Annotated in this window: 19 protein-coding genes and 1 tRNA gene; 7 read left to right on the top strand and 13 right to left on the bottom strand. The window is 54.7% G+C overall.

Features of this window, described 5'->3' with window-relative positions; translation table 11 throughout:
- Positions 1 to 56: 56 nt before the first annotated feature.
- The 10 genes from mlaA to ccmA all read right to left on the bottom strand — a co-directional run bounded on the left by mlaA (position 57) and on the right by ccmA (position 8,182).
- Entirely contained in the window at positions 57 to 821 is a 765-nt protein-coding gene (gene mlaA, locus SBO83_RS17500; protein ID WP_034791886.1) for a phospholipid-binding lipoprotein MlaA, read from the bottom strand.
- A gap of 32 nt (positions 822 to 853) precedes the next feature.
- Complete coding sequence (ccmI, locus tag SBO83_RS17495) at positions 854 to 2,065, bottom strand: c-type cytochrome biogenesis protein CcmI (RefSeq protein WP_396132386.1); 1,212 nt, start codon at positions 2,063 to 2,065, stop codon at positions 854 to 856.
- Positions 2,062 to 2,586 carry a cytochrome c-type biogenesis protein CcmH gene (locus tag SBO83_RS17490; protein ID WP_396132385.1) on the bottom strand — a complete coding sequence of 175 codons (525 nt, stop codon included), beginning with the start codon at positions 2,584 to 2,586 and terminating at the stop codon, positions 2,062 to 2,064. The genes ccmI and SBO83_RS17490 overlap by 4 nt, the downstream gene beginning before the upstream one ends.
- Entirely contained in the window at positions 2,583 to 3,134 is a 552-nt protein-coding gene (locus tag SBO83_RS17485; protein WP_353502816.1) for a DsbE family thiol:disulfide interchange protein, read from the bottom strand. Before SBO83_RS17485 ends, SBO83_RS17490 begins: the two co-directional genes overlap by 4 nt.
- Positions 3,131 to 5,104: a heme lyase CcmF/NrfE family subunit gene (locus tag SBO83_RS17480; RefSeq protein ID WP_396132384.1), complete on the bottom strand. Its 1,974-nt coding sequence runs from the start codon at positions 5,102 to 5,104 to the stop codon at positions 3,131 to 3,133. Before SBO83_RS17480 ends, SBO83_RS17485 begins: the two co-directional genes overlap by 4 nt.
- Positions 5,101 to 5,595 (bottom strand): cytochrome c maturation protein CcmE, encoded by a 495-nt coding sequence (gene ccmE / locus SBO83_RS17475; RefSeq protein WP_396132383.1) that lies wholly within the window; start codon positions 5,593 to 5,595, stop codon positions 5,101 to 5,103. Before ccmE ends, SBO83_RS17480 begins: the two co-directional genes overlap by 4 nt.
- On the bottom strand, positions 5,592 to 5,870 hold the full coding sequence (gene ccmD, locus SBO83_RS17470) for a heme exporter protein CcmD (protein WP_396132382.1): 279 nt from the start codon (positions 5,868 to 5,870) through the stop codon (positions 5,592 to 5,594). The genes ccmE and ccmD overlap by 4 nt, the downstream gene beginning before the upstream one ends.
- Positions 5,870 to 6,604 carry a heme ABC transporter permease gene (locus tag SBO83_RS17465; protein ID WP_353502818.1) on the bottom strand — a complete coding sequence of 245 codons (735 nt, stop codon included), beginning with the start codon at positions 6,602 to 6,604 and terminating at the stop codon, positions 5,870 to 5,872. The genes ccmD and SBO83_RS17465 overlap by 1 nt, the downstream gene beginning before the upstream one ends.
- A gap of 269 nt (positions 6,605 to 6,873) precedes the next feature.
- Positions 6,874 to 7,533 (bottom strand): heme exporter protein CcmB, encoded by a 660-nt coding sequence (ccmB, locus tag SBO83_RS17460; protein ID WP_353502819.1) that lies wholly within the window; start codon positions 7,531 to 7,533, stop codon positions 6,874 to 6,876.
- Positions 7,534 to 7,555: 22 nt separating this feature from the next.
- Positions 7,556 to 8,182, bottom strand: coding sequence for a cytochrome c biogenesis heme-transporting ATPase CcmA (gene ccmA, locus SBO83_RS17455; protein WP_396132381.1), 627 nt, complete (start codon positions 8,180 to 8,182; stop codon positions 7,556 to 7,558).
- 182 nt (positions 8,183 to 8,364) lie between these two features.
- On the opposite strand from ccmA, the gene SBO83_RS17450 reads away from it, so the two are divergent.
- The 3 genes from SBO83_RS17450 to SBO83_RS17440 all read left to right on the top strand — a co-directional run bounded on the left by SBO83_RS17450 (position 8,365) and on the right by SBO83_RS17440 (position 10,344).
- Positions 8,365 to 9,285, top strand: coding sequence for a formate/nitrite transporter family protein (locus tag SBO83_RS17450; RefSeq protein WP_396132380.1), 921 nt, complete (start codon positions 8,365 to 8,367; stop codon positions 9,283 to 9,285).
- Positions 9,286 to 9,375: 90 nt separating this feature from the next.
- Positions 9,376 to 9,450: transfer RNA gene (locus tag SBO83_RS17445), tRNA-Arg, on the top strand.
- Positions 9,451 to 10,017: 567 nt separating this feature from the next.
- On the top strand, positions 10,018 to 10,344 hold the full coding sequence (locus tag SBO83_RS17440; protein ID WP_396132379.1) for a hypothetical protein: 327 nt from the start codon (positions 10,018 to 10,020) through the stop codon (positions 10,342 to 10,344).
- On the opposite strand, the gene SBO83_RS17435 is transcribed toward SBO83_RS17440, so the two are convergent.
- Entirely contained in the window at positions 10,332 to 11,123 is a 792-nt protein-coding gene (locus SBO83_RS17435) for a DUF4225 domain-containing protein (protein ID WP_396132378.1), read from the bottom strand. The two genes, SBO83_RS17440 and SBO83_RS17435, sit on opposite strands and share 13 nt — an antisense overlap.
- A gap of 665 nt (positions 11,124 to 11,788) precedes the next feature.
- Here SBO83_RS17435 and SBO83_RS17430 point away from each other — a divergent pair.
- Together SBO83_RS17430 and SBO83_RS17425 are read left to right on the top strand one after the other, a co-directional pair.
- Positions 11,789 to 12,157 (top strand): VOC family protein, encoded by a 369-nt coding sequence (locus tag SBO83_RS17430; protein WP_396132377.1) that lies wholly within the window; start codon positions 11,789 to 11,791, stop codon positions 12,155 to 12,157.
- 27 nt (positions 12,158 to 12,184) lie between these two features.
- Positions 12,185 to 12,313, top strand: a complete 129-nt coding sequence (locus SBO83_RS17425; RefSeq protein WP_396132376.1) for a hypothetical protein — start codon at positions 12,185 to 12,187, stop codon at positions 12,311 to 12,313.
- Between the two features lie 75 nt (positions 12,314 to 12,388).
- Here the strand turns inward: SBO83_RS17425 and SBO83_RS17420 are convergent, their stop codons facing one another.
- Positions 12,389 to 13,642, bottom strand: a complete 1,254-nt coding sequence (locus SBO83_RS17420) for a glycosyl hydrolase family 18 protein (RefSeq protein WP_396132375.1) — start codon at positions 13,640 to 13,642, stop codon at positions 12,389 to 12,391.
- Positions 13,643 to 14,145: 503 nt separating this feature from the next.
- Between SBO83_RS17420 and SBO83_RS17415 the strand changes: the two genes are divergently transcribed.
- The gene (locus SBO83_RS17415) at positions 14,146 to 20,127 is read left to right on the top strand and encodes an alpha-2-macroglobulin (RefSeq protein WP_396132374.1); all 5,982 of its coding nucleotides are present in this window, start codon (positions 14,146 to 14,148) and stop codon (positions 20,125 to 20,127) included.
- 3 nt (positions 20,128 to 20,130) lie between these two features.
- Entirely contained in the window at positions 20,131 to 22,488 is a 2,358-nt protein-coding gene (pbpC, locus tag SBO83_RS17410) for a penicillin-binding protein 1C (protein WP_396132373.1), read from the top strand.
- 249 nt (positions 22,489 to 22,737) lie between these two features.
- Here pbpC and SBO83_RS17405 read toward each other — a convergent pair.
- Positions 22,738 to 23,703, bottom strand: a 966-nt coding sequence (locus SBO83_RS17405) for a VENN motif pre-toxin domain-containing protein (protein WP_396132372.1), incomplete at its 5' end; no start/stop codon positions are given.

The following is a 23,703-nucleotide window of genomic DNA, read 5'->3' as shown; positions in this document are numbered from 1 at the left end:
ATTGCCAGACACAAAAAAAGCGCCGAAAGGCGCTTTTTTTATGGGCAGCATCTGAATCAGTTAGCTGAGTCGATGCTTTGCAGATCATCCTGAATCGCTGCGGCGTTCGGGTTGTTCTGCGGGGTTAACTTGCCGCCGCTGGCCAAGAAGTCGTGACGCTGGAAGTAAGCTTCACGCACCATCAGGTAAGGGTCAGACGAGTTACGCAGGATAGGATCGGAGTCGAGCAATTCAGCACGAGTCTCAACGCCCTCAAGCACGAACTTACCGGCCGACATCCAGAAGGTCAGGTAGCTGAGCATCGGATAGAGGTAATCGACGGTGTCGCCGCCCTCGTCACGCAGGGTGAAACTGCCGTAAGCCGGAAGTTGCACGTATGGGCCGTAGCCTACGCCATAGTGCGCCAAGGTGGTGCCAAAGCCGCGCTTCTCTTCTTTCGCCAGTTTCGGGTTAGCCATTGACGCTACGTCAATCAGGCCGCCCATCCCCAGCAGGGTGTTGAGGAAGAAACGGTTAAAGTGAATCATCGCACGGTATGGGTCACCCTGTGCGAAGGCGTTGACCATGCTGGCAGGTTCGTCGAGGTTATCGAAGAAGTTAGTCATCCCGTTACGCGCTGGCACAGGCACATAGTTTCTCCACGCCACAGCAACAGGACGAAGAACATAAGGGTCCATGATGTTGTAGTTGAAGTCGAACATTGTCCGGTTGAAACCTTCAAGCGGATCAGAACGTCCCTGCGGTTGGCTGTCCGATGATGTACCGGCACAACCCACCAGCAGCGCGGTCGCAAACGCCAGCCCAGTCAGGCGTAAGTTCATGGATATCTCCCTATTTTTCTTCAGTTCCGCTATCAGGGAACCTGCTGATTGATCTCAATGCTGACCTGTCCATTGCCGGAAAAATCAGTCAGCGGACTGTCGCCGTACCAGTCACCTGCGGCTGGCGTTGCCAGTCCGTTTTGTGAAATTCGAACGCGTACTTTTAACTGATGCAGCGAAGAAAGCAATCTTTCCGGCATCATGGCATTGGAATCATCCATTGTCATGGCAAGCGGGAAGCGGCTTAGAGGCAGTTTCTTCACGGCAATCGGCACTGGGCTGCTACCATCGGTGACCGAAATAAACACCGTGCCTTGCTGCGGAATACTCTTCGCGGCGTTATCAGATAGCGTCACGTTAACCGCCAATTTAGCGGAGTTCTGCCCCGATTTGGCCTTCGCCTGCTCAATACTGGCGCGAACCATTTCAGCACGTTTATCCCCGGCTGGCAGAATCTTCAGCATTAGCTCCCAGGCACCAATGGCCTGCGGATAATGCCCCTGCTCAAATTCATTGTAGGCTAGCAAACTCAGGACGCGTAGGTTGCCCTGATTTTGTTCCAGCATACTGCGCAACAGTTTGCCGCCGCTAATGTTATCTTGCGGATCGCCGGAGCGAGTTAACACTTCCGCATATCCGAGCTTGATATCCATATTGTTCGGCGAAAGCTGGTAAGCATGGGCAAAAGCCTGCGTCGCGGTATTGGCATTATCCAGCGCCATCCCCACGCGGCCCAGCATCATCCAGTCTTGCGCATTGTTCGGGTCGCGCTGCAATTCGGTACGCAGCCCTAAGCCGAGATCCTGCACGTCATTCATGGTTAAGGCTGGCGCATTGTCATCGGCCACGCGGTGGCGTAAATCTGGCATGCGCTGCATGACATTATTCCACGCGCTAACCTGGGTTAAACCGCCGGAATAGAGGTAGAACCCTAGCGTGACCAGCACGAGTAACAGTGCGCCCGGCACCAGCGTCCAACGGCCAATTGGCTGCGCGGCGCGCTGCTGCTCTTCGGGAATATCACTCAGCAGGTTTTCCTGCAATTCGCGAATATGCTGCGGGCGCTCGTCAACCACGCCCTGCTCTTCGTCTTGCTCAAGCTCGCTCAGACGATGTTGGTAAAAAGCTTTGTTCAGCACATCGCGCGACGTGTGTTCTGCCCTGTCGCGACGCATCACCGGCACCAAAAACAGTGCCAGCGCGATAATAAGCATCACTACAATAGTCAGCCAAAAAATACTCATGATCCTTTCCCGTCGCTCTCTGTCTTCGTGACATCAGTCAGTAACTGCGCCAGCCGCTGTTGTTCTTTTATTGAAAGCTCTGACGCTGACACGCCCTGTTTCACCGATGTTTCTGACCCTGTTTGTCCATTCTGGCGACGCGCGCGCATGACGATCACCGACGCGCCAATCAGTACAAACAGCAGAGGACCCAGCCATAAAATAAGCGTGGAAGGCGTAACTGGCGGTTCGTAGGTCACAAAGTTACCGTATCGCGCCACCATATACTGCACAATCTGCTCGCGCGTTTGGCCTTGGTTAAGTAATTGATAAACCTTGGTACGCATATCGGCCGCTATGATCGAATCCGAGGCCGCGATGCTGGTGTTCTGGCACTTCGGGCAGCGAAGCTGTTCGGTGATTTGCCGATACTGCTGCTCCTGCGCCTCTGACTTGAACTGGTAAGTGTCAATGGCGGCAAACGCCGCCCAACTTAGGCTCAGGCCGAGGATCAGTGCGCAAAGCGAAGTGACAGCTCTCATGCGTCACCGCCATATTTTTTGTACAGCGGCAGGACTTCGTTTTGCCACACTTTAGCATTCATATCACCGGCATGGCGGTAGCGGATGATGCCCTGACCGTCGATCAAGAAGGTCTCCGGCGCGCCGTACACGCCAAGGTCCAGCCCCAGCATGCCGTCGCCGTCATACAGGCTCAGCGCATAAGGATTACCCAGCGTATTCAGCCAGTTAACTGCTTTCTGCCGGTCATCTTTATAGTTCAGCCCCACCACGCGAATGCCTTTCACCGCCAGCGTATTGAGATATTCATGCTCGGCGCGGCAGGTTGGGCACCAGGTCGCCCAGACATTCAGCAGGATCGGCTTGCCGTCGCGCAGCACCGACTGGTCGTAGGTTTTGCCCGGCTGCGACAGCGATTCCAGCTTAAATACCGGCACCGGTTTGCCGATCAACGCCGACTCCAGCAGGGTCGGGTCATCGCCGTTGGCGTTACGGGTCAGTTGCACCATAAAGGCCGCGGCCAGCGCCAAAAACAGCACCAGGGGGATAAATAGCAGTTTGCGACTCATGCCTCTTCAGCCTCCGCTTTGCCCTGACGCTTGAGTTTTTTGCTCATGCGATAACGCGGGTCGAGAATACAGAGCACGCCGCCAAAGGCCATAAAGATGCCGCCGAGCCAGATCCAGCGCACAAAAGGTTTGTAGTACAGGCGCACGGCCCAAGAGCCGTCGTCCATCTCTTCACCCAGCGCGGCATACAGGTCACGCGCCAGATTCCCGTGAATTGCCGCCTCGGTCATCATGGTGTGCGCAACGCTGTAATAGCGTTTTTCAGCATGCAAGGTGGTGACAGGCTTGCCATTGCGGGTGACGTCGATATTGGCTTCGCCGCCGGAATAGTTGGAGCCTTGGATATCGCGCATGTCGCGGAAAACAAAGTGATAATCGTGGATATCCACGCTGTCGCCTGCCTTCATTCGCACATCGCGCTCGACGCTGTAATTCTGGCTAAAGGCGATACCAATCACCGTGACGGCGACGCCGAGATGCCCCAGCACCATACCCCAATGACTACGGGAAAGATGGGTCAGGCCGCGCCAGAAGGTGTGACGATGAGTGGCGCGCTCGTGCAGTTCCATCAGAGTGAGGACAATCACCCATACCGACATCAGCAGGCCGACCACCGTCATACCGACAATTTTGTCCTGCAGTAGCCAAGGCAGCAGAATCGACAACAGTAAAGTCACCACGAGCGCCACGCCAAGGCGACGCCACAGCTTGCTTGGCTCGTCGCGACGCCAGCGCACCAGTGGGCCGATGCCCAACAGCAGGGCCAGCGGGGCCATCAACCAAGTAAACATGGTATTAAAGAAAGGTTCACCGATGGAAATACTGCCCATGCCGAGCTGTTTGTGGATCAGCGGCAGCAGCGTGCCGAGCAGCACCACCAGCATGGCGGCCACCAGCAGCACGTTGTTGCCTAACAGATAGCTTTCGCGCGAGTGCAGTTCGTGACGGCTTGGCGCACGCACCGAGTTCCCTTTGATGGCATACAGCAGCAGCGAACCGCCGATGATGATCACCAGATAGGCAAGAATAAACATGCCGCGTGCCGGGTCTGAGGCGAAGGAGTGAACCGACACCAGCACGCCCGAGCGCACCAGGAAGGTCCCCAGCAGGCAAAGTGAGAAACAGGTAATGGCCAGCAGCACGGTCCAGGCTTTGAAGGTGCCGCGTTTTTCAGTCACCGCCAGCGAGTGGATCAGCGCCGTGCCTGCCAGCCAAGGCATAAACGAGGCGTTTTCTACCGGATCCCAGAACCACCAGCCGCCCCAGCCTAATTCGTAATAAGCCCATGCCGAGCCCAGCACGATGCCCATGGTCAGGAACACCCACGCAGCCGTCGTCCAAGGTCGCGACCAGCGCGCCCACGCGGTATCCAGTCGGCCCGCTATCAGCGAGGCAATGGCAAACGCGAAGGCCACGGAGAAGCCGACATATCCCATATAGAGCAATGGCGGGTGGAAAATCAGCCCAATATCTTGCAGCACGGGGTTAAGGTCGCTGCCGTCCACCGGGAAGCCCGGCAAAGTGCGAATAAACGGGTTAGAAGTCAGCAGGATAAACACCAGGAAGCCGGCTGTGATCATCCCCATGACGGCCAGCACGCGGGCCACGGCGTCTTGCGGCATGCGGCGGCTAAACAGCGCCACCGCCAGCGTCCAGCAGCTCAGCAGCAGCACCCACAGCAGCAGCGAGCCTTCGTGCGCGCCCCAGGTGGCGGCCATGCGGTAATAGACCGGCAGGCGAGTGTTGGAGTTATTCGCCACATAGGCGACGGTAAAGTCGTTCACCACAAAGGCGTGAACCAGAATGATAAAGGCCAGCGTGATGGCGGCGAACATGCCGTAAGAGAGCGGGCGCGCCATCGCCATCATGCGGTTATCTTGCCGCGCCGCGCCCCATTGTGGGTAAATACTCAGGAGTATCGCCAGACCTAAAGCCAGACAGAGGGAAAAGGTTCCTATTTCCGGCATCATGAGCGAACACTTCCTTTATCGTTACCCGCGTAGGCCGCAGCCGGGGCTTTGTTATCATCTTTCATTGCATCTTCCACTTCTGGCGGCACGTATTTCTCATCATGCTTCGCCAACACTTGCTGAGCATTGACCACGTTACCGGCTTCCATGACACCCTGTGCCACTACGCCCTGCCCTTCGCGGAACAGGTCCGGCAGGATGCCGTTGTAGGTCACGCTAATCGCGCCACGGGCGTCATAAATTTTAAAACTGACCTGCAAACTCTTGGCATCGCGCTTCACCGAACCGGGCATCACCATGCCGCCAATGCGCAGGCGCTGGCCGACAAACGGCATCTCATGGTTTTCACCTTTACCTTGCAGAATCTCGGTTGGCGTATAGAACAGATCAATGTTGGATCTCAGGGCGTACATCACCAGAGAGATACTCAGACCAAGGCCGACCAGCACCACCAGCGCCAGCGAAAGGCGCTTTTTACGACGTGGATTCACAATAACTTCTCCCCGGACGCATCCGGTTTCAACCGAGGAACAGCCGACTTCGTCGCGGCTGGCGATTCATTAGTAGCGTTGCGTTTGGATTGCACAATGCGTTTCTCACGCGCCTGACGACGGCGAACGTCAGCCAGAATTTGCCGACGCTGCACCATGGTGTGCGCCACTAGGGCAATCAGAGAAATCAACGTGGCGGCCACAGATAGCCAGACATAAAAGGCGTAGCCGCCCATGTCAAAGAATGCCTGCCAGCTTGAGAATGCGGCGTTCATCAGCGGCGCTCCTTATTAACGAGTTCCGCCACCCACGGACGCAGGCGTTCCTGAATAAGAATAAGGTTACGCAGGCGCATTAGCGTCAGCGTAATAAAGAAGAACAGATAGCCGAAGATGGCCCAGCGCAGCGGGTAGCGCATACTCGGGTCGATGGTTTGCTGCATGTTGGTCGAGCCTTGATGCAGGGTATTCCACCACTCCACCGAGTAATGAATGATGGGGATATTGACCACACCGACCAGCACCAAAATGCCCGCAGCGCGCCCGGCAAGGCGGCGATCTTCAAAGGAGTGATATAAGGCGATGGCTCCTAAATAGAGGAACAGCAGCACCAGTTCAGAGGTCAGACGTGCGTCCCACACCCACCAGGTTCCCCACATAGGTTTACCCCAGGCGGAGCCGGTGACCAGCGCAATAAAGGTGAAGACTGCCCCCACGGGTGCCATGGCGGCCAGAGCTAAGTCGGACATTTTCATCTGCCACACCAGCCCGATAAAGGCAGCAATCGCCATCGCGCTGTAAATCCCCATCGACCAGATAGCCGCAGGAACGTGAATGTACATGATGCGATAGCTGTTACCCTGCTGGTAATCAGGCGGCGCGTAGCCAAAGCCCCAGACCCAGCCAATTAGCAAACAGGCTAATCCCAGAATGCCGAGCCACGGAATAAACCGGCCGCAGACCGAGTAAAGACGCTCGGGTCGCGCGAGTTGATGTAACCATTTCCACATTGTTATCGTTGCTCACTCTAAAAAGACTTTCACTGGGGCGCGTGGACCGTTATTGGCCTATTGCGCGGTAAGAGATGGAACCGGTTTCTATCCGCACTTATTTATTCGCACTGAATACCCCTTCCCTATATTGTTCCCTATAGAGAAGTGTGATGTTAGTCAAAGGTTGCGCTTTTTCTGCCAATTTGTAACTACAGGTAAATTTAGCCAAATTGATCGGAATAATATTGCCCCGTCATACTTCGAGCTGAAGCTCGAAGTATGACGGGTCAGTGAATGCTGACTCGCAAAGCTGCCGCCGTGGCGAACGGCGCGAGTGTCGCACTTCCCGCGAGCATCGCGCCAAGAATTGCCAAATACCCGCCAAGCGGCATACCCATAGAGGCGGCGTCGATCGCACCAGTGGCAAAAATCAGCACCGGAATATACAGCGGCAATACCAGCAAACTCAGCAGCACTCCGCCTTTACGCAGGCCCACGGTCAGCGCCACGCCAATGGCACCAATAAAACTCAGGGTCGGCGTTCCAAGCAAAATGGTCAGCGCGACGGCTTTCCACGTGTTGAAATCCAATGACAGCAGCAAGGCAATCACCGGAGACAAAATCAATAACGGCAGCCCGGTAACCACCCAGTGAGCACATACTTTGCCTAGAACCGTGAGTGCCAGCGGGGATGGTAACAATAGTAGCTGCTCCAGCGTGCCGTCGAGGAAGTCATCACGAAACAGCCTCTCAAGAGATAGCAGCGAGGCGAGCAGTGCCGCGACCCAGACGATGCCCGGCGCAATGCGCGCCAGCAGTTGTGGTTCCGGTCCCAGCCCCAGTGGAAACAGGGTGATCACGATGATGAAGAACCACAGCGGGTTGATGATTTCCGCACTTTTACGAAAAGCGATTTTCAGTTCGCGGCGCAGGACTTTAATAAACATTAGACCAACTTCCCTAATCGAGTCATAGCAGTTCTGCGTTAGTCAAGCGGAGCTTGCGCACGTCGCGGCTCACGCCCTGTAGGTCTTGGTGGGTAGTAAGCACTACCATACCGCCTCGTCCGGCGTGCATTTCGAACAGGTCGATAAGTGTCGCCACGCCCTGCTTGTCGATAGCCGTTAGTGGTTCATCAAGGATCCACAGCGGCGCGCGCGTCAGCCATAGTCTCGCTAATGCAACGCGGCGCTGCTGCCCGGCGGACATCTGCGCCACGGTGACATCTTCATAGCCCAGCAGGCCGACATTATCTAAGGCCTGATACAGAGCATCGCCATCAACTTTGCCGTCAACCGACTGATAAAATGCCAGATTTTCATATGCAGTGAGTACTGACTTTATCCCCGGCTGATGGCCGAGAAAGAGTAAATCCTGATGGAACAGGTCGCGCTGGCGGCGAGTATTCTCACCCTTCCAGCGCACTTCGCCGGAGTCCGGTGAAGAAAGCCCGGCCAAAATCCGCAGCAGGCTGGTTTTCCCGGCGCCGTTCTGGCCTTCAATTTGCACCATATCACCGGGCTCGATGGTGAAACTCAGGTCGCTAAACAGGGGGCGCTCGTCGCGCACGCAGCTCAGGTTAACGGCTTCAAACATCGGAATATCCCGTAAAATTCACAAGGGTACATCATATCATAAGCATCCTATGCGTCGCAGCCAGAGGTTGCAGTGGTTCCTGCCACTACCCGTCTGTCTTGCAGCATAACTACCATCCCTGTCCTATGCTTAAAACGGTTTTATTTTTCCGCGATGCCTCGCAAAACTTCTGGGGAAACACCATGAATCAAGCCATTAAAGAGCATAATGTAGAGAACGATGTCGACAGCGAGGAGCATGCGCAAGGCACTGAGATTGAAGTTGATGAAGAGAACCTGCCCTCGCGCGCGGCGGCGGTTCACGAGCAGATTCGCCAAGAGGGAGAGAAGGAGCTGGAGCGCGATGGATTGGCGCTGTTCTGGTCGGCGGTAGCCGCAGGGCTGTCGATTAGCGCATCCATGATGGCCAAAGGCATTTTGCACGCCCGCCTGCCGGAGTCGCCGGAACGCTTTTTCATCGAGAACATTGGTTACACCGCGGGTTTCATTATTGTCATCATGGCCCGCCAGCAGCTTTTCACCGAAAATACCGTCACCGCCGTGCTGCCGGTGATGCATAAGCTGACGCTAAAAAACAGCGCCCTGCTGCTGCGACTTTGGAGCTGGGTGCTCGGTGGCAACCTGATTGGCTGCGCCTGCGCCGCGCTGGCCTTCCACCTGGTGCCGTTTTTCGACGCCGATACCGACGCGGCCTTTCGCAGCATCAGTCTGGAGATCATGAAGAAAGACCCGACGGCGATGTTCGTCAGCGGCATTATTTCCGGCTGGCTGATTGCCACCATGGTATGGATGCTGCCATCGGCGGGTGCAGCAAAAGTGTGGGTGATCATGCTGATGACTTATCTGGTGGCCATCGCCGACCTGACGCACATTGTGGTCGGCTCGGTAGAAATCCTCTATCTGGTGTTCACCGGCGCAATCCCCTGGCAGCAGTTCATCTGGCCCTTCGCCCTGCCGACTCTCGCCGGGAATATCATCGGCGGCACCTTTATCTTCGCGCTCATCAGCCATGCCCAAATCCGCAATGACATGAGCAACCAGAACAAAGCCAAGCAGCAGAAGAGAGCCAACAACAAGCAAGAAAACCAGCAGAAAGCGCAATAACTGGCGACGAAACAACCAAACGACCGCCTAACGCCTTATTATTGTGGCAAAAACGAGTATACTACGCGGGCGCTTTCCCAAGACGCCCGTGTCTCCTTAGTTAAACGGATATAACAAGCCCCTCCTAAGGGCTAGTTACAGGTTCGATTCCTGTAGGGGACACCAAAATCAAGTCTCTTAAAGTCTACTTTATCCATTTTCATTCAGTCATTTAACTCAACTTCATGGCCCCCCTGTCTCCAGCAGACTTACAAATTCCACAATGTCATGTTGGTATGTTTGGTTTGATAATGCAGACACCATCAGGCGAGGATTTTTACTATGCCGGTCAATGAGTTAAAGATAAGGAATGCGAAAGCTGCTGCGAAGCCCGTCAAAATGAAAGACTGAAGTGGTTTACTGTAAAGAATCAGCGGCAAAAGGTACATACTAGTGAAAAGTGAATACTGATATAACGTTACCACTCATGGGCGAGAAGCAAATAATAGCTGAATTCAAATTTATGAATAATGATAGAAACTGAAAAGTATCATCTTAATTGAAACCAATAATTAACAAGCTGAGTTTTCATCGGAATCTCAAAGCAAACATTTTATGCGCAAGTGTTATCGACAGAGAACAATCTCTAAAAAATAAAAGATACTGAGCCTTTCACCGGCCTGTCAGGTTTGTATAAAAGTTAGGTAATGAGTTATAATCAAACTATCGTAAGACAAATGAATGACGCTTATTATGAATAAAATGCAAATCGAAGAAATGCTTGTAAAAGAGGGGTTTACACAAAAAGAAGTCTCTGTAATACGTCAGCATGCTGAGAAAGACGGTTATCCTTATCCTTGGCTTCTTTCACAGTTAAAGAAAAGATTCATAGTTGCAATGATATTAATAGCAATCCTTCTTGCAGGACTGATTTATACCATTCGCAGTGGTACACATGAAAACCTTGTTTCGTATTCGATCACTATTGTAGCAGGTTTCATCATTTTATATATATTCATACCTTTGAAACCTGCATTTAAAGCTTACAGGTTCATGAAAAAGCATGGTCACTCTTTGTAAGTGTCAGAGATTGACTTTATGGCTGAAGCGTCATTATAGACTTCAATGAATAGCTCTTTTCTGCTCATTTCCTTAATACCGCGAACATAGTCGGTATTAAGAAAATAGTAGAGACGCCAGGCCTCAGGTTTTTGTACCAGACGCACGATTCCGTAGAGAGACAGTGCCAGGTCCATTGAACTGTATGCTAACTGCCCAACCCTCTGATCGAACCCTAAAAAATCAGCTGTCGCTACATAACTCTGTTTGAGTAATCCCACACTATCAGTTTTGCCATACACCAGGTTCTCAACAGATTCCTGAAAACCGTTGAGTCCATGCAGAACCAACATTCCCCCAAAGGCAGAACCTATGATTGTCCCTGACGCTAGGGAAGCACCAATCACTGTTACACCGGCTATTACCTGCATACCGCTTAGCACGACCCCAACACCATTGATCACATAGCCCCAAAAATCTCCATTCTTGACCAACTGTACCGAAGCACGAACCGTAGCTGTTCCTGCTCTGAGCATTCTGTCCTGAATCGTAAGGTACTCATTTTCTTTTTTAAGATTTTGGATGCATTCCTGACATTGATCATCAGTTGAGTCAGAACGGATGATGTTAAGCTGAGCGTTAACGAAAGCTTTAACATCATCTTGGAACTGTAACCTATTAAATCCGTCTTTAAGGTATAGGTGAGAAAGGTGATTAGCATTGCTAAGCAGCTGATTTGATTCAGCATGAGCCATAGTAAGATAGTAATCCTTGAATCGGTTTGGTTTCCAGTAGTCCATGACTGTGCCTTGATTTCATTATACGTATCATTAAGTTTATTTAATCAGATTACCCTTCTCAGGGAAAGAAAAAGGGCCAGGCATGAGTACATATCTCTTCTTAAAAATTGATGGCAGTGGTGATTAAATGAATGCTTTTGAAATTGAAAGGAAACTCTCTCAGAGTGGCTTCAACGCCAAACATATGTCAGCGTTAAGGCAGCAACTTGGGAACAGTGGGTCAACTTATCCAGCATTATTGAGAGAGCTTTACATCAGGTTTATTGCCTCTATGGTACTTGTCCTGATTTTGGCGGCCGTTTGGATATACACGATTATGTACAGCACTAACATTGCTATCATTTCATATTCGATAACAATGTTAATCGTTGCCCCTATCTTCTACATTTTTACGCCTATGAAGTTGGGCTACAAAGCATTTCGTTATATGAGAAAAAATTGAGCCAACTTAGATTGATTAAATAATCACTAAGTCGTTATAGGGCAACACCTCGAATATCCTCAGGGGATGCTGGTGGTTAGCTAAAACTATCCTTTCTAACGATGCTATAAATCTCTGATTTTTATCACTGCTTGATTTTAACAAGGCTGTGCGTAATGTATTGCGCTAATAATTAAAGAGTATTCCTTACCAAACACCAGCTCCCCCATAAGGAAATCCCAACATGCCCAACCTAACCCCCTTCTCCTACGTCCTTGCTGTCCCTAATCTCGCCAAAACTTCGGCTTATTTTCGGGATGCGTTGGGATTTAAACTTGCTTGGCCGGAGGGTGGTGGCTGGCAGTTGGCGGTACGGGGGGAAGTGCGAATTATGCTGGGAGATTGCCCGGATGCGATTGCGCCTTCGGCGTTAGGCGACCATAGTTACTTTGGTTATTGGCATGTTGATGATGCGACTGCCCTTTATGAAGAATTTACCGCCTCGGGCGCGATTATTTTGCACCCTATTGCCGACATGCCGCACGGCATGCGTGAGTTCACCATTGCGACGCCGGACGGGCATCGGATGGCGATTGGTGAGGACTTGGGCTGAGATATAAACAATGAGCGAGGGAAGCGCGTGTTTTACCGGTTTTTAGAGATTTTAGTATTTTTACTGTTACTGCTGTGGATTGCGCTGCTGTTTAACGTCGGCGGGATGTCAGTAAAACTCAGCGAATTCATGACCTATCTTGATTCACTATTCTGACCTTTGCGTAAGCCACAAAAAAGCCACTTACCCAGTAAGTGGCTGATTACATTGATGACTTAAAGCATATCTATCTTAGTGTTTAACCCCCAGCGTGTCGGCCAGCGTTCTGGCTAACTGGTTGTTATCATCAGCACCAAACTCCCAGAACATGGCCCCGGCCAACCCTTTGCTTTTGATGTATTCCCCTTTGATAGCCACCGAGCGCGGGTTCTCGTAAGAGATAGCAAACAGCGGATCGCCCTTGGCAGACTTGATCGACAACCACGGCACTTTCGCCTCATCATCCCAGTGCTGGGTGAAGCGTTTTTGCGGGTCGTTGAGCAGTTTGCTGACGATGTCGTTGTACTTCACATAGGTATCTTTGGTCAGGTCATATCCCAGCGACTTGAACAAGGCGACCTCGGTCGGGCTAAACGATGGCTGGGTAACCGGATTTTTCTGCGCATCTGGCTTGGTCCAGTCAATTCCCGGCTCCATGGTGCGTTTTGGTACACGCCCGTAGAAACCTATGCCGAGGTTCATCTGGCTGGCCTTCAACCCCGCCGCGAGGTAATTATTCACCACGAAATCTGCGCTGTATTTATCTGCCGCCGCGACGGTTGGCCACTCTTTGGAGTCATACAGGTTGGAGTTGAAGTACTGCGTGCCGTAGGCCATGTCGTAGGTCATCAGGTTGATGTAATCCAGCGACGGGGCAATGGCTTTGACGTCGATCCAGCTTTTCGGGCTTTCCGCGCTGGCGGCGACGGCGATGGTCACCAGCTTCTCTTTGCCGAATCTTTCACGCAGCTCTTTCAAAATGGCAGTGAAGTTATCCTTGTCGGCAGGCGTGCTGTCCACCAGCCCCCACGCGCCGTTGACCGGATATTCCCAGTCGAGGTCGATGCCATCAAGGCCATATTTTTTTACGATCTGTTCTGCGGAATCAATGAAGATTTTGCGTGTTTCCGGGGTAGCCGCAGCGGAGGAGAAACCGCGCGCGCCCCAGCCGCCGACGGAAAGCAGCACTTTCAGGTTCGGGTTCTGCTTACGCAAGGCGGGGATTTTTGCCAGATCGGCTTCAACTTTGGGTGACAGCCAAATCTGGTGCAACTTGGCAGGGTCTTTCAGCGCGGCGTTGGTTTCGCCCGCCTCATTGTTGTAAACCAAACCAAATGAGTAGTTGAGATGGGTTATCAGGCGAACGTCGAGTTTATCGATGTCGCCCCCCGGCCCGGCAGTGACGTCACCGCCGCCGTTGAAATAACCTACGGACATTAAAGAGTTGGCTGAGGCAGCTGACGCGCACAGCAAGGGTAATACCGCGAGAAGGGGTAAAAGTTTCATAAATAAGCCTCTTTGACATTTTAAAATAAATACCGCGACCTAAAGTGAGGTGGCGAATAAACAACCACCTAACCTTAGCATCGCTGGCCTGTCAAAGCAGATATTCATGACAGAATTGTGACCGATATTATGGACTTAATCAGTCATGGTTAGAACGTCCAGCGCCCCCCGCCGGTATAGCCCCCAGACCTTGGCGCCGTTGCTGTTAATCTTTTTGCGATAATCTACTTCTGCATAGAGCGACACGTCTTTTTTGAAGGTCGCCGTGCCGCACACGCTGTCTTTGTCGCCGTCGAGGCGCAGCAGAGAAGAGGAAAATTGTTCGTTATTGAGCTGTTAAATAACGATGGTTTTATTCGCTATTTCTCTTGCTTTTACTTACCATTCCTTACAAATGTGGTGAACCCTCCTGCCAGCCCGATAGCCTGAGCTTTTTAATCGCCTTGGCCTTTCGCCGCGCGCAGTGATACCGATCCTTGGCTTGTGGAAAAAAGGTTCAAATAATGGATTTATTACGGTTTTTACTCCGTCTGCCCTTCACTTTACTTAAAGGTGTTTGCTGGCTATTGGCCAAAATTGTTTGGCTGGTGGGGCTGGTGCTGCGCCCGCTGATTGGCAATATTCAGTGGCGCTCCCCTGCATGGGTTGCGGGCGTGAAGAAAGGTTTTCTCGCCACGGAAAAGGGGGTGGATAGCCATCCAAAATCAGTCGCCGCCGGACTTTTGCTGCTGGTGTTGCTGGCTGTCGGAGGTTTTTACGGTTATCACGCCTGGCTCAATCGCCCTCAGCCCATTGAACCTGCGCCGATGGTTTATCAACAAACCACGGTGCGCGTCGCCGAGCCGGAGTTGGTGAACTACAACGCGCAGAACCGTCCGCCGCAGGAGATCATTCTCTATTTCAGCCATGCCGCTGCGCCTATCACATTGGTGGGGAAAGCCGTCGAGCAAGGCGTAAGCCTGTCGCCAGCCGTTGAAGGCCAATGGGTATGGCGCAATGCCGCAACGCTGGTCTTCACCCCGAAAGCCGCGCTGCCTATGGGTTCGGCGTATAAAATCAAGCTCGACGCCGACAAGTTGCTGGCGCCACGAATCAAAATTAAACAGACCGAGTACAGCGCCAACGCGCCCTCATTCGACTATCAGCTAGGTCAGGCCGAGTACTACCAAGATCCGCAAGATGCCCAGAAGCGCAGCGCGATTTTCCACGTGCAGTTCAACGCGCCGGTGGACGTGGCGAGTTTCGAAAAACGTATCTCATTGGGTTTGATCGAAGGCAAAGGGGCGCCGGAGAAAAAGCTCAACTTCTCACTGGCGTATGACGAGAAAAAGCTCAATGCCTGGGTCCACTCCGAACCGTTGAAAGCCTTAGAGCACGGCGGATCGGTGCACGTCGCCATTGATAGCGGCGTGAAGGCCAGCGTGGCCTCGCAGCCGACGGCGGGCAAGAAGGACGACTGGGTTACTGTGCCGAGCCTGTATAGCCTCAGCGTGGCCGACGTGGCCGCCACCGTGGTGAACTCCGACGACAACCAAGGCAGCCGCGCGCTGGTGGTCGCCCTCAGCGATGGCGTTAAAGACAAAGAGATCGGTGCCGCGGTCAAAGCCTGGCTGCTGCCGCAAAAGAACCCGAAATACGGCGATGATGACCAGGACGCTATCTACCCGTGGTCGATGTCCGACATCGATACCGGCATCATCAGTCAATCTGCGCCGGTCAAGCTGGCGTTAAACGACGCCGAGCAGGAGTATCAGCCGCAGTTCAGCTTCACTTTTGACGCCCCGGCCCATCGCTACTTGCTGGTGGAAATCAATAACGCGCTGACCTCATTCGGCGGCTACAAGATGCCGGAGAAGCAGTATCGCGTGGTGGCGGTGCCGGACTACCCGACCTCGCTGAGTTTTATGTCGCAAGGCTCGCTGCTGTCGATGAACGGCGAGAAGCAAATCAGCGTGGCGGCCCGCAACGTGCCGGGCCTCAAGCTGGATATCAAACGGGTTATTCCAAGCCAGTTGCAGCACATCGTCTCCTTCAAAAGCAGCCAATACTCCTCGGCGGAGTTCAACCGTCTGGGCGATGAATACTTTACCGAGCACTTTGAATACACCCACGCGGTGGACAACCAGAAGCCGGGCGAAGTGAGCTATCAAGGCATCGACCTGTCGCGCTATCTGTCAGACAACCCGAACGCCCGTCGCGGCGTGTTCTTGCTGACCCTCACCCCGTGGGACCCGGCGAAAAAGGCCGAGCAGCCAGAAGAAGGCCAGCCGGAAGAAGAGTACAGCGAAGACGGCGAGAGTAGCGACGCGCAGGTCGGCGACTCCCGCTTCGTGGTGATCACTGATTTGGGCATCATCAGCAAACGCTCGCAGGACAAAACCCGCGACGTGTTTGTGCAGTCAGTGCAATCCGGCCTGCCGGTCAGCGACGCCAAGGTGTCGGTCATTGGTAAGAACGGCGTGGCGCTGCTCACCCAAACCACTGACGCAGAAGGTCACGCGCGCTTCCCAGCACTCGACGTCTATAAAAATGAGCGCCAGCCGGTGATGTTTTTGGTTGAAAAGCAGGGAGACGTCTCCTTCCTGCCGACCAGCGATTACAACGATCGCGGTTTAGACCTGTCACGCTTTGACGTCAGCGGCGAGCAAACGCCGTCTGACCCGCGCACGCTGAGCAGCTATCTGTTCTCTGACCGTGGCGTGTATCGCCCCGGCGACACCTTCAACATTGGCCTGATCACTCGAACCGCCCAGTGGGGCAACAGTCTGGCGGGCGTGCCGGTTCGCGCCGAAATCCGCGACCCGCGCGACACGCTGATGAGCACTCAGCCGCTCAAACTCACCGCCAGCGGCTTCAACGAGCTGAGCTATACCACCAGCGAAAGTTCGCCAACCGGCGAGTGGAATGTCTATCTCTACCTGATTGGCAAAAATAACGACGCCACCACCCTACTCGGCCACGTGGCGGTCAACGTCAAAGAGTTCGAGCCGGACCAGCTGAAGGTCAAACTGCAATTGACGCCGGACCGCAAACAGGGCTGGGTCAAGCCGTCTGAGCTGCAAGCCAATATTGATGTGCAAAACCTGTTTGGCACCCCGGCGCAGAACCGCCGTGTGACCTCCAAACTGACTCTGCGCCCAATGTATCCGAGCTTTGACCAATATCCGGACTACCTGTTCTACGAGAATCGCACCAACAACGACGGTTTCGACACCGAGTTGCAGGAGCAAACCACCGATCTCGAGGGTAAGGCCGCGATCCCGCTGGATCTCAAAGCCTATGCTGATGCTACCTATCAGCTGCAACTGCTGTCCGAAGCTTTCACCGCCGGCAGTGGTCGCTCGGTGGCCGCCACCGCCCGCGTGCTGGTGTCGCCTTATGATTATCTGGTGGGCGTGAAGGCTGACGGCGACTTGGGTTACATCAATAAGGACGCCGAGCGCCATCTCAATCTGATTGCGATTAATCCGTCGCTGGAAAAGATTGCCCTGCCGAACCTCAGCCTGTCGCTGATTGAGCAAAAAACCGTGTCAGTACTGACCAAGCAGGATTCGGGCGTCTATAAATATCAGTCGAAAATGCGCGAAGTGCAGCTCTCAGAGCAGCCGCTGGCGATTGCCGCCGAAGGCAGCGATTTCCGCCTGCCAACCCAGCAGCCGGGCGACTTCGTGCTGGTGGTGAAAACCGCGCAGGGTCAGGTGCTTAACCGCGTTTCTTACAGCGTGGCGGGCAATGCCAACCTCAGCCGCTCTTTGGACCGCAACGCAGAGCTAAAACTGAAACTTAATCAGGCCGAATACCAGCCGGGCGAAGAGATTGAAATCGCCATCAACGCGCCTTACACCGGCAGTGGCCTAATCACCATCGAAAAAGATAAAGTCTATAGCTGGCAGTGGTTTAAAAGCTCCACCACCAGTTCAGTACAGAAGATTCGCGTGCCAGCAGGCATGGAGGGGAATGGCTACATCAACGTGCAGTTCGTGCGCGATGTGAATTCCGATGAGATCTTCATGAGCCCGCTGAGCTACGGCGTGATGCCATTCAAAATCAGCACCAGCGCGCGCAAAGCCGGGTTACAACTTAGCACGCCGGAGGTGATTAAACCGGGAGAGAAACTGCCGATCACCGTCAATACCGACTCGCCGCAAAACGTGGTGGTGTTCGCCGTGGATGAAGGGATTTTGCAGGTCGCGCGCTACAAGCTGAAAGACCCGCTGGAGTTCTTCTTCCGCAAGCGCGAGCTGAGCGTCGACAGCGCGCAGATCCTCGACCTGATCCTGCCGGAGTTCAGCAAAATTATGTCGCTGACCTCCGCGCCGGGCGGTGACGCCGGTGAAGGGCTGGATCTGCACCTCAACCCGTTCAAACGCAAACGCGATAAACCGGTGGCCTACTGGTCTGGCATCGTGCCGGTCAATGGTCAGGCACGCTTTGACTACCCGGTGCCGGACTACTTTAACGGCAAAATCCGCGTGATGGCGATTTCCGTCACCCCGGACAAAATCGGCACGGCGCAGACCAACGCCACGGTGCGCGATAACTTCATCATGACGCCAAATGTGCCTTCTATGGCGGCACCGGGGGATGAGTTTGACGTCAGCGTTGGCGTGAGCAATAACCTTGAAGGCGCGAGCGACCAGCCGGTGGATATCGCCGTTAAGCTGACCCCGCCGCCGCAGCTCGAGGTGGTGGGCAATGCCCAGCAGTCGCTGTCGCTGGCCGCCAAGCGCGAAGGCAATCTGACCTTCCGCCTGCGCGCCAAGGCCGAGCTGGGGGATGCGCCGCTGGTCTTCGACGCTCATTACGCCGACAAGAGCAGCCGCCGCACCATCAGCACCTCCGTGCGTCCGGCGATGCCGTTCCGCACCCAGTCGGTGATGGGCCGCATGCGTGGCAAAACCCAGAGTGTCGACAATCTGCGCAGCATGTTCGATGCCTATGCCCAGCGCGAGGCGGTAGTGTCGAACTCGCCGTTGGTGCTGACCAGCGGGCTGGCGCAGTATCTGGCGGATTATCCTTATTACTGCTCTGAGCAGATTGTCAGTCGTTCGATCCCATTGGTGCTGCAAAGCAAGTACCCGCAGCTCAAGGGCAAACTGAGTCAGGCCGAGGTGAACAGCCAGTTGAACAACATGCTGCGCACCCTGCGTTCGCGGCAGAACGACAGCGGCGCGATTGGTCTGTGGCAGGCCTCGCCGGTCGCCGATCCGTTTATCACGCCATATGTCGTGCAGTATATGCTGCTGGCAAAATCGTCCGGCTACGCCATCCCTGCCGGCATGCTGGAAGAGGCCAATAGCGCCCTGCGCGAGCAGGCCGCCAGCGGCTATGAGGATTTGTACCATCTGCGCCTGCGCGCCTTTGCGGTTTACCTGCTGACGCTGCAAGGTGAAGTCACTACCAACTCGCTGGCATCGGTACAGGACAGTCTGCAAAAACGTTACGCCACCAGCTGGCAAACTGACCTGAGCGCGCTCTATTTAGCTTCTTCTTACCGTCTGCTGAAAATGGATGACGAAGCCAATAAGCTGTTGCAGCCAAGCTGGAATGAGCTGGGCAAGGCGTATAACAGCGCCTGGTGGTCGCAGAACTACTTCGACCCACTGGTGCAGGATGCCACTCGCCTGTACCTGATCACCCGCCACTTCCCGGAAAAGGCCGCGTCGATTCCGCCGCAGGTGCTGGAGAATATGGTGAAAGCGCTGAAAGAGGAGCGTTACACCACTTACTCCTCCGCCATGAGCATCTTGGCGCTGGACAGCTACTCAAGCCAAATCGCCCAGCAGTCGAGCGCCGATGGCCTGAGCATCAGCGCTATCAGTAAAGAGAAGCAGGCGCAGCCAGAGGTGATTTCAACCCTGCAAGGGCTGTTCGCCAAAGGTGATTTTAACGCCTCGGCGCGCTCGATTGAGTTCAGCAACCAGAACGACGCACCGGCCTGGTACGTGGTGACGCAGTCGGGCTACGACGTGGGCGCGCCGCAGAAAGCCATCTCTCGCGGGCTGGAAATCACCCGTGACTACACCGACGAGCACGGCAAGCCGGTGACTCAGGTCACTTTGGGCGAGAAGATCAATGTCCATCTGAAGATCCGCGCCAATGCGAAGGAAGGTCAAAGTAATCTGGCGATTGTCGATTTGCTGCCGGGCGGCTTTGAAGTGGTGCAGCAGGCTGCGCCAGAGCCGGAAAACGAAGGCGAGAACGGCGACGGCGAGGCGCAGGCCGATAACGTTTGGCGTTCGCCAATCGCTGCCGACGGTTCAACCTGGCAGCCGGACTACAGCGACGTGCGCGACGACCGGGTGATTATCTATGGCAGCGCCAGCACCGAGGTGCAGGAGTTCGTCTATCAGATTAAATCGACCAATACCGGCAGCTTCGTCATTCCTCCCGCCTTCGGCGAAGCCATGTACGACCGCGAAGTTCAGGCGCTGTCGGTAGGTTCAGGGAATATCGTGGTGGTTCCGGCGGATGCTAAAAAGTAACGCATGACTCAGACTTTTAGCCTAAAACGTCTCCTACAAAACGGCCTTATGGCCGTTTTTTTGCTGGCTATCTTCTTCGTCGGCTTCCGCCTGTGGCCGCATCCGCCGCTGTCGTACGGCTTGCCCTTTTCCAGCACTTACTACGACCGCCACGGCACCCTGCTGCGCATCACCCTCGCCAATGACGAACGTTATCGCACCTGGACGCCGCTGGAGCAGATTTCCCCACGCGTGATTCAGGGCATTCAATTGCATGAAGATCGCTGGTTCTACTTTCACCCCGGATTTAACCCCGCCAGCCTGCTGCGCGGCTTCTGGCGTAGTTATATTCTTGGCGGCAAGCAGCAAGGCGGCTCGACGCTGACCATGCAGTTGGCGCGCATGCGCTGGCATCTCAATACCCGCACTCCTTCCGGCAAGCTTTGGCAAATTGTTCGCGCGGTGCAGCTCGAGCTGAGTTATTCCAAACACGACATTCTCGAGGCTTATCTCAACTACGCGCCTTATGGGCGGAACATTGAGAGCATTGGCGCGGCCAGCCTGATTTACTTCAACAAGTCGCCGGGCGATCTTAACCTGCCGGAAGCCCTGACGCTGGCGGTTTTGCCGCAGTCGCCGAGTTATCGCATTGACACCAAAACCGGCGTGCTCGGCGAGGCGCTGAATCAGGCGCGCAATCGCCTGTTTGCCCGCTGGCAGCGGCGTTATGACACTGACAGCAGCCAGAGCGCGCTGTTTCAACTTCCGCTAAGCCTGCGCCAGCCGGAGCAGATGCCTTATATCGCGCCGCACTTCATCGAGCAGATTCGTCAAGAGCATCCGCCACTGCAAGGTACTCAAAGCCGGGTTGATACCGAGCTGGACGCCGGGCTGCAAAAGTTGGTCGAGCGGCAGGTGGACGCCTTCATCACCCGCAACGCCAGCCGTGGGATCCACAACGCCGCCGCGCTGCTGGTCGATACGCGCGATATGGGCGTGCGGGCGCTGGTTGGCTCCGCCGACTACTACAATCGGGATATTCAGGGGCAGGTTAACGGCACCAAGGCCAAACGCTCGCCCGGCTCGACCCTCAAACCCTTTATCTACGCGCTGGGGCTGGAGCAGGGCGTGCTGCACCCGATGACCATTCTCAAAGACGTGCCCTCCTCCTTCGGGGCTTATGCGCCGGAGAACTTCGACCGACGCTTTCTCGGTCCGGTTACCGCCACCGACGCCTTAAACTTCAGCCGTAATATTCCGGCGGTGTACATCGCCTCCCAGCTCAAAAACCCGACGCTGTATCAGTTTCTGCGGCTGTCCGGCGTCGCTAATATGGCGAGTGAAAGCCACTATGGTTTGTCGTTGGTGCTCGGCGGCGGCGAAGTCACGGTGCAAGAGCTGGCGCGGCTTTACGCGCTGCTGGCTAACCGTGGGGAACTCAAACCGCTGCGACTGCAAAAGCAGGACGCCTCCCCTGCCCCGATTCGCCTGCTGAGCAATGAAGCCAGTTTTATTACGCTGGATATTCTGCGCCAGCACCGCAGGCCGGGCGACACGCTGGCGCAAAGGCCGACCTCTCTGCCGGTATATTGGAAAACCGGCACCTCATGGGGATTTCGTGACGCGTGGACAGCGGGGATTTTCGGCCCCTACGTGCTGGTGGTCTGGGAAGGGAATTTCGACAGTAAAGGTAACGGAGCCTTCATCGGCGCGGATGCTGCAGCACCTCTTTTCTTCAATATTATCGACAGCGTTCAAGCCAACTACCCGACCCTACGCGAGCCAAAACATCCGTGGCCGAAACAGCTAAAACGGGTGGATATCTGCCTCGCCAGCGGCGACCTGCCGACGCCGTGGTGCCAGCAGCAGGGCAAAACCTGGTTTATTCCGGGCAAATCGCCGATTAAAGTCGATACTATTTATCGCCCGGTAGTGCTGGATATTCAAACTGGGGAAGTCGCCTGCCCGCCTTATGACCCAGAGCAGACGCGCACCGAGGTGTTTGAGTTCTGGCCGTCAGATCTGGCCAACGTTTTCGCGCAGGCCGGTTTACCCAAACGCACGCCGCCGAATAATAGCCGCTGCAAGAGTGACACCAATACGGTCAGCGGCTCGCCGCCGCGAATCACTTCTCCACTGCGTAACACCACTTACACCCTGCGCCAGTCGCAGCAAGGGCGCGATGCGATTGTCTTCAACGCCACCACGGACGCGGATAGCAAAACGATATATTGGTTTGTGGATGATATTTATCTCGGCAGCAGCGCCAGCAAAACCGCTCTGCAGTGGCGGCCAGAGAATAACGGCCAATATCGAATAAGGGCCGTGGATGATCACGGGCGCGGAGATTCAAGGTTGATAAAAATTGAGATAGTGAATTAATTGGCGGGGAAGCCACTGGGTTATTCCTCCCCTTTTTGGAGAGGTTTGAATGAATATCTATTTCCGCAATCGGCGTATTCGTGGTATTCCCGCCTACATCCGGCGCACCGTCGCTATTACCCGTATTACTCGCGCCCTGCCCGCCACTCTGATCCGGCGTAACCAGCGATGTTCCCTTATTCTGGTCTGGGATCGGATTTTCAAGCTTACCACCAGTTGGATCTTTTTCTACGGTTGGGAAGACTGTGATCAGGCCTTGATTTCCCTTCCATTCCTCATAAGCTGCACGCTCGCTCGGTGACAGATTGTCGATAAGATTCTGATCGCCCGACATCGCTGCCAGCATAACATTGGTTTTCTGCGCCCCTGAGAGATCTTCCATCGCCGATGTGGCGACACCAACACCGACCAGAGCACCGAGCCCAATATCAATGACAGCTTTACTACACGCAGGTATTTCCGCACAAGCCGCTGCTCCGGTACGGATGACAGCAAGGTTATTATTCTCAAACGCTTCTTCCCTGCTTGCGCCCCCGCCACGGCATCCGCTGAGCTATCGCCCGTCAAGCCGCCTGCTAGTCCCGCCGCCAAGGTCGCCAGGGTCGATACGGTCTGTTTCTCCGTTTCGCTCAGCTCGTCGGCTTTTTTACCATACATCTGCTGCGCGATCATCCCAACCATTTCGCCGCTGACTGCGCCTGCAGCACCTGCCGCCGCGTTGTTGCCCTGCGCCGCGGCCAGCGCCGCGTTGACTACCGCGTGCGCCATCAGGTTTGCCGTGCGGTCGACATTGCCGGTCACCGGGTCGGTGGTCATCTTATGGATCACTTCAGCCAGATACGGCGCACTGCCGCCCGCGATAGCTTTCGCCATGTCTCCGCCCGCCAGCCCCTGTATCGCCGCCGTGGCCGCCTGTATCCCCTGCTGCAACGCGCTGCCGGTGCCGTACTTCTTCATTTCTGCTTTGTAGACGTCGGTCTTGCGCAGCTCATCAGCGGACATGCCAGGGTGAGTTTTCTTCGCCTCATTCAGCCCGTTGATATCACCCTGCGTCCGCGCGATATCACTAACCTGACTCCCTATCTTCTGCGCCTCCTGCAGGCGGCGCTGCTCTTTCTCCTTGTCGAAGATTGGCGAAAGGGTCTGGTTGGCGTGCTCGACGTCGCGGCTCAGGTCGGCGACGTTTTGCGTCTGTTTGTCCTTATCGCGGATGAC

Source organism: Ewingella allii (assembly GCF_044430645.1).
GTDB lineage: Bacteria > Pseudomonadota > Gammaproteobacteria > Enterobacterales > Enterobacteriaceae > Ewingella > Ewingella allii.
The sequence above is the reverse complement of the archived record's forward strand: the minus strand, read 5'-3'. Positions and strand labels throughout refer to the sequence as shown.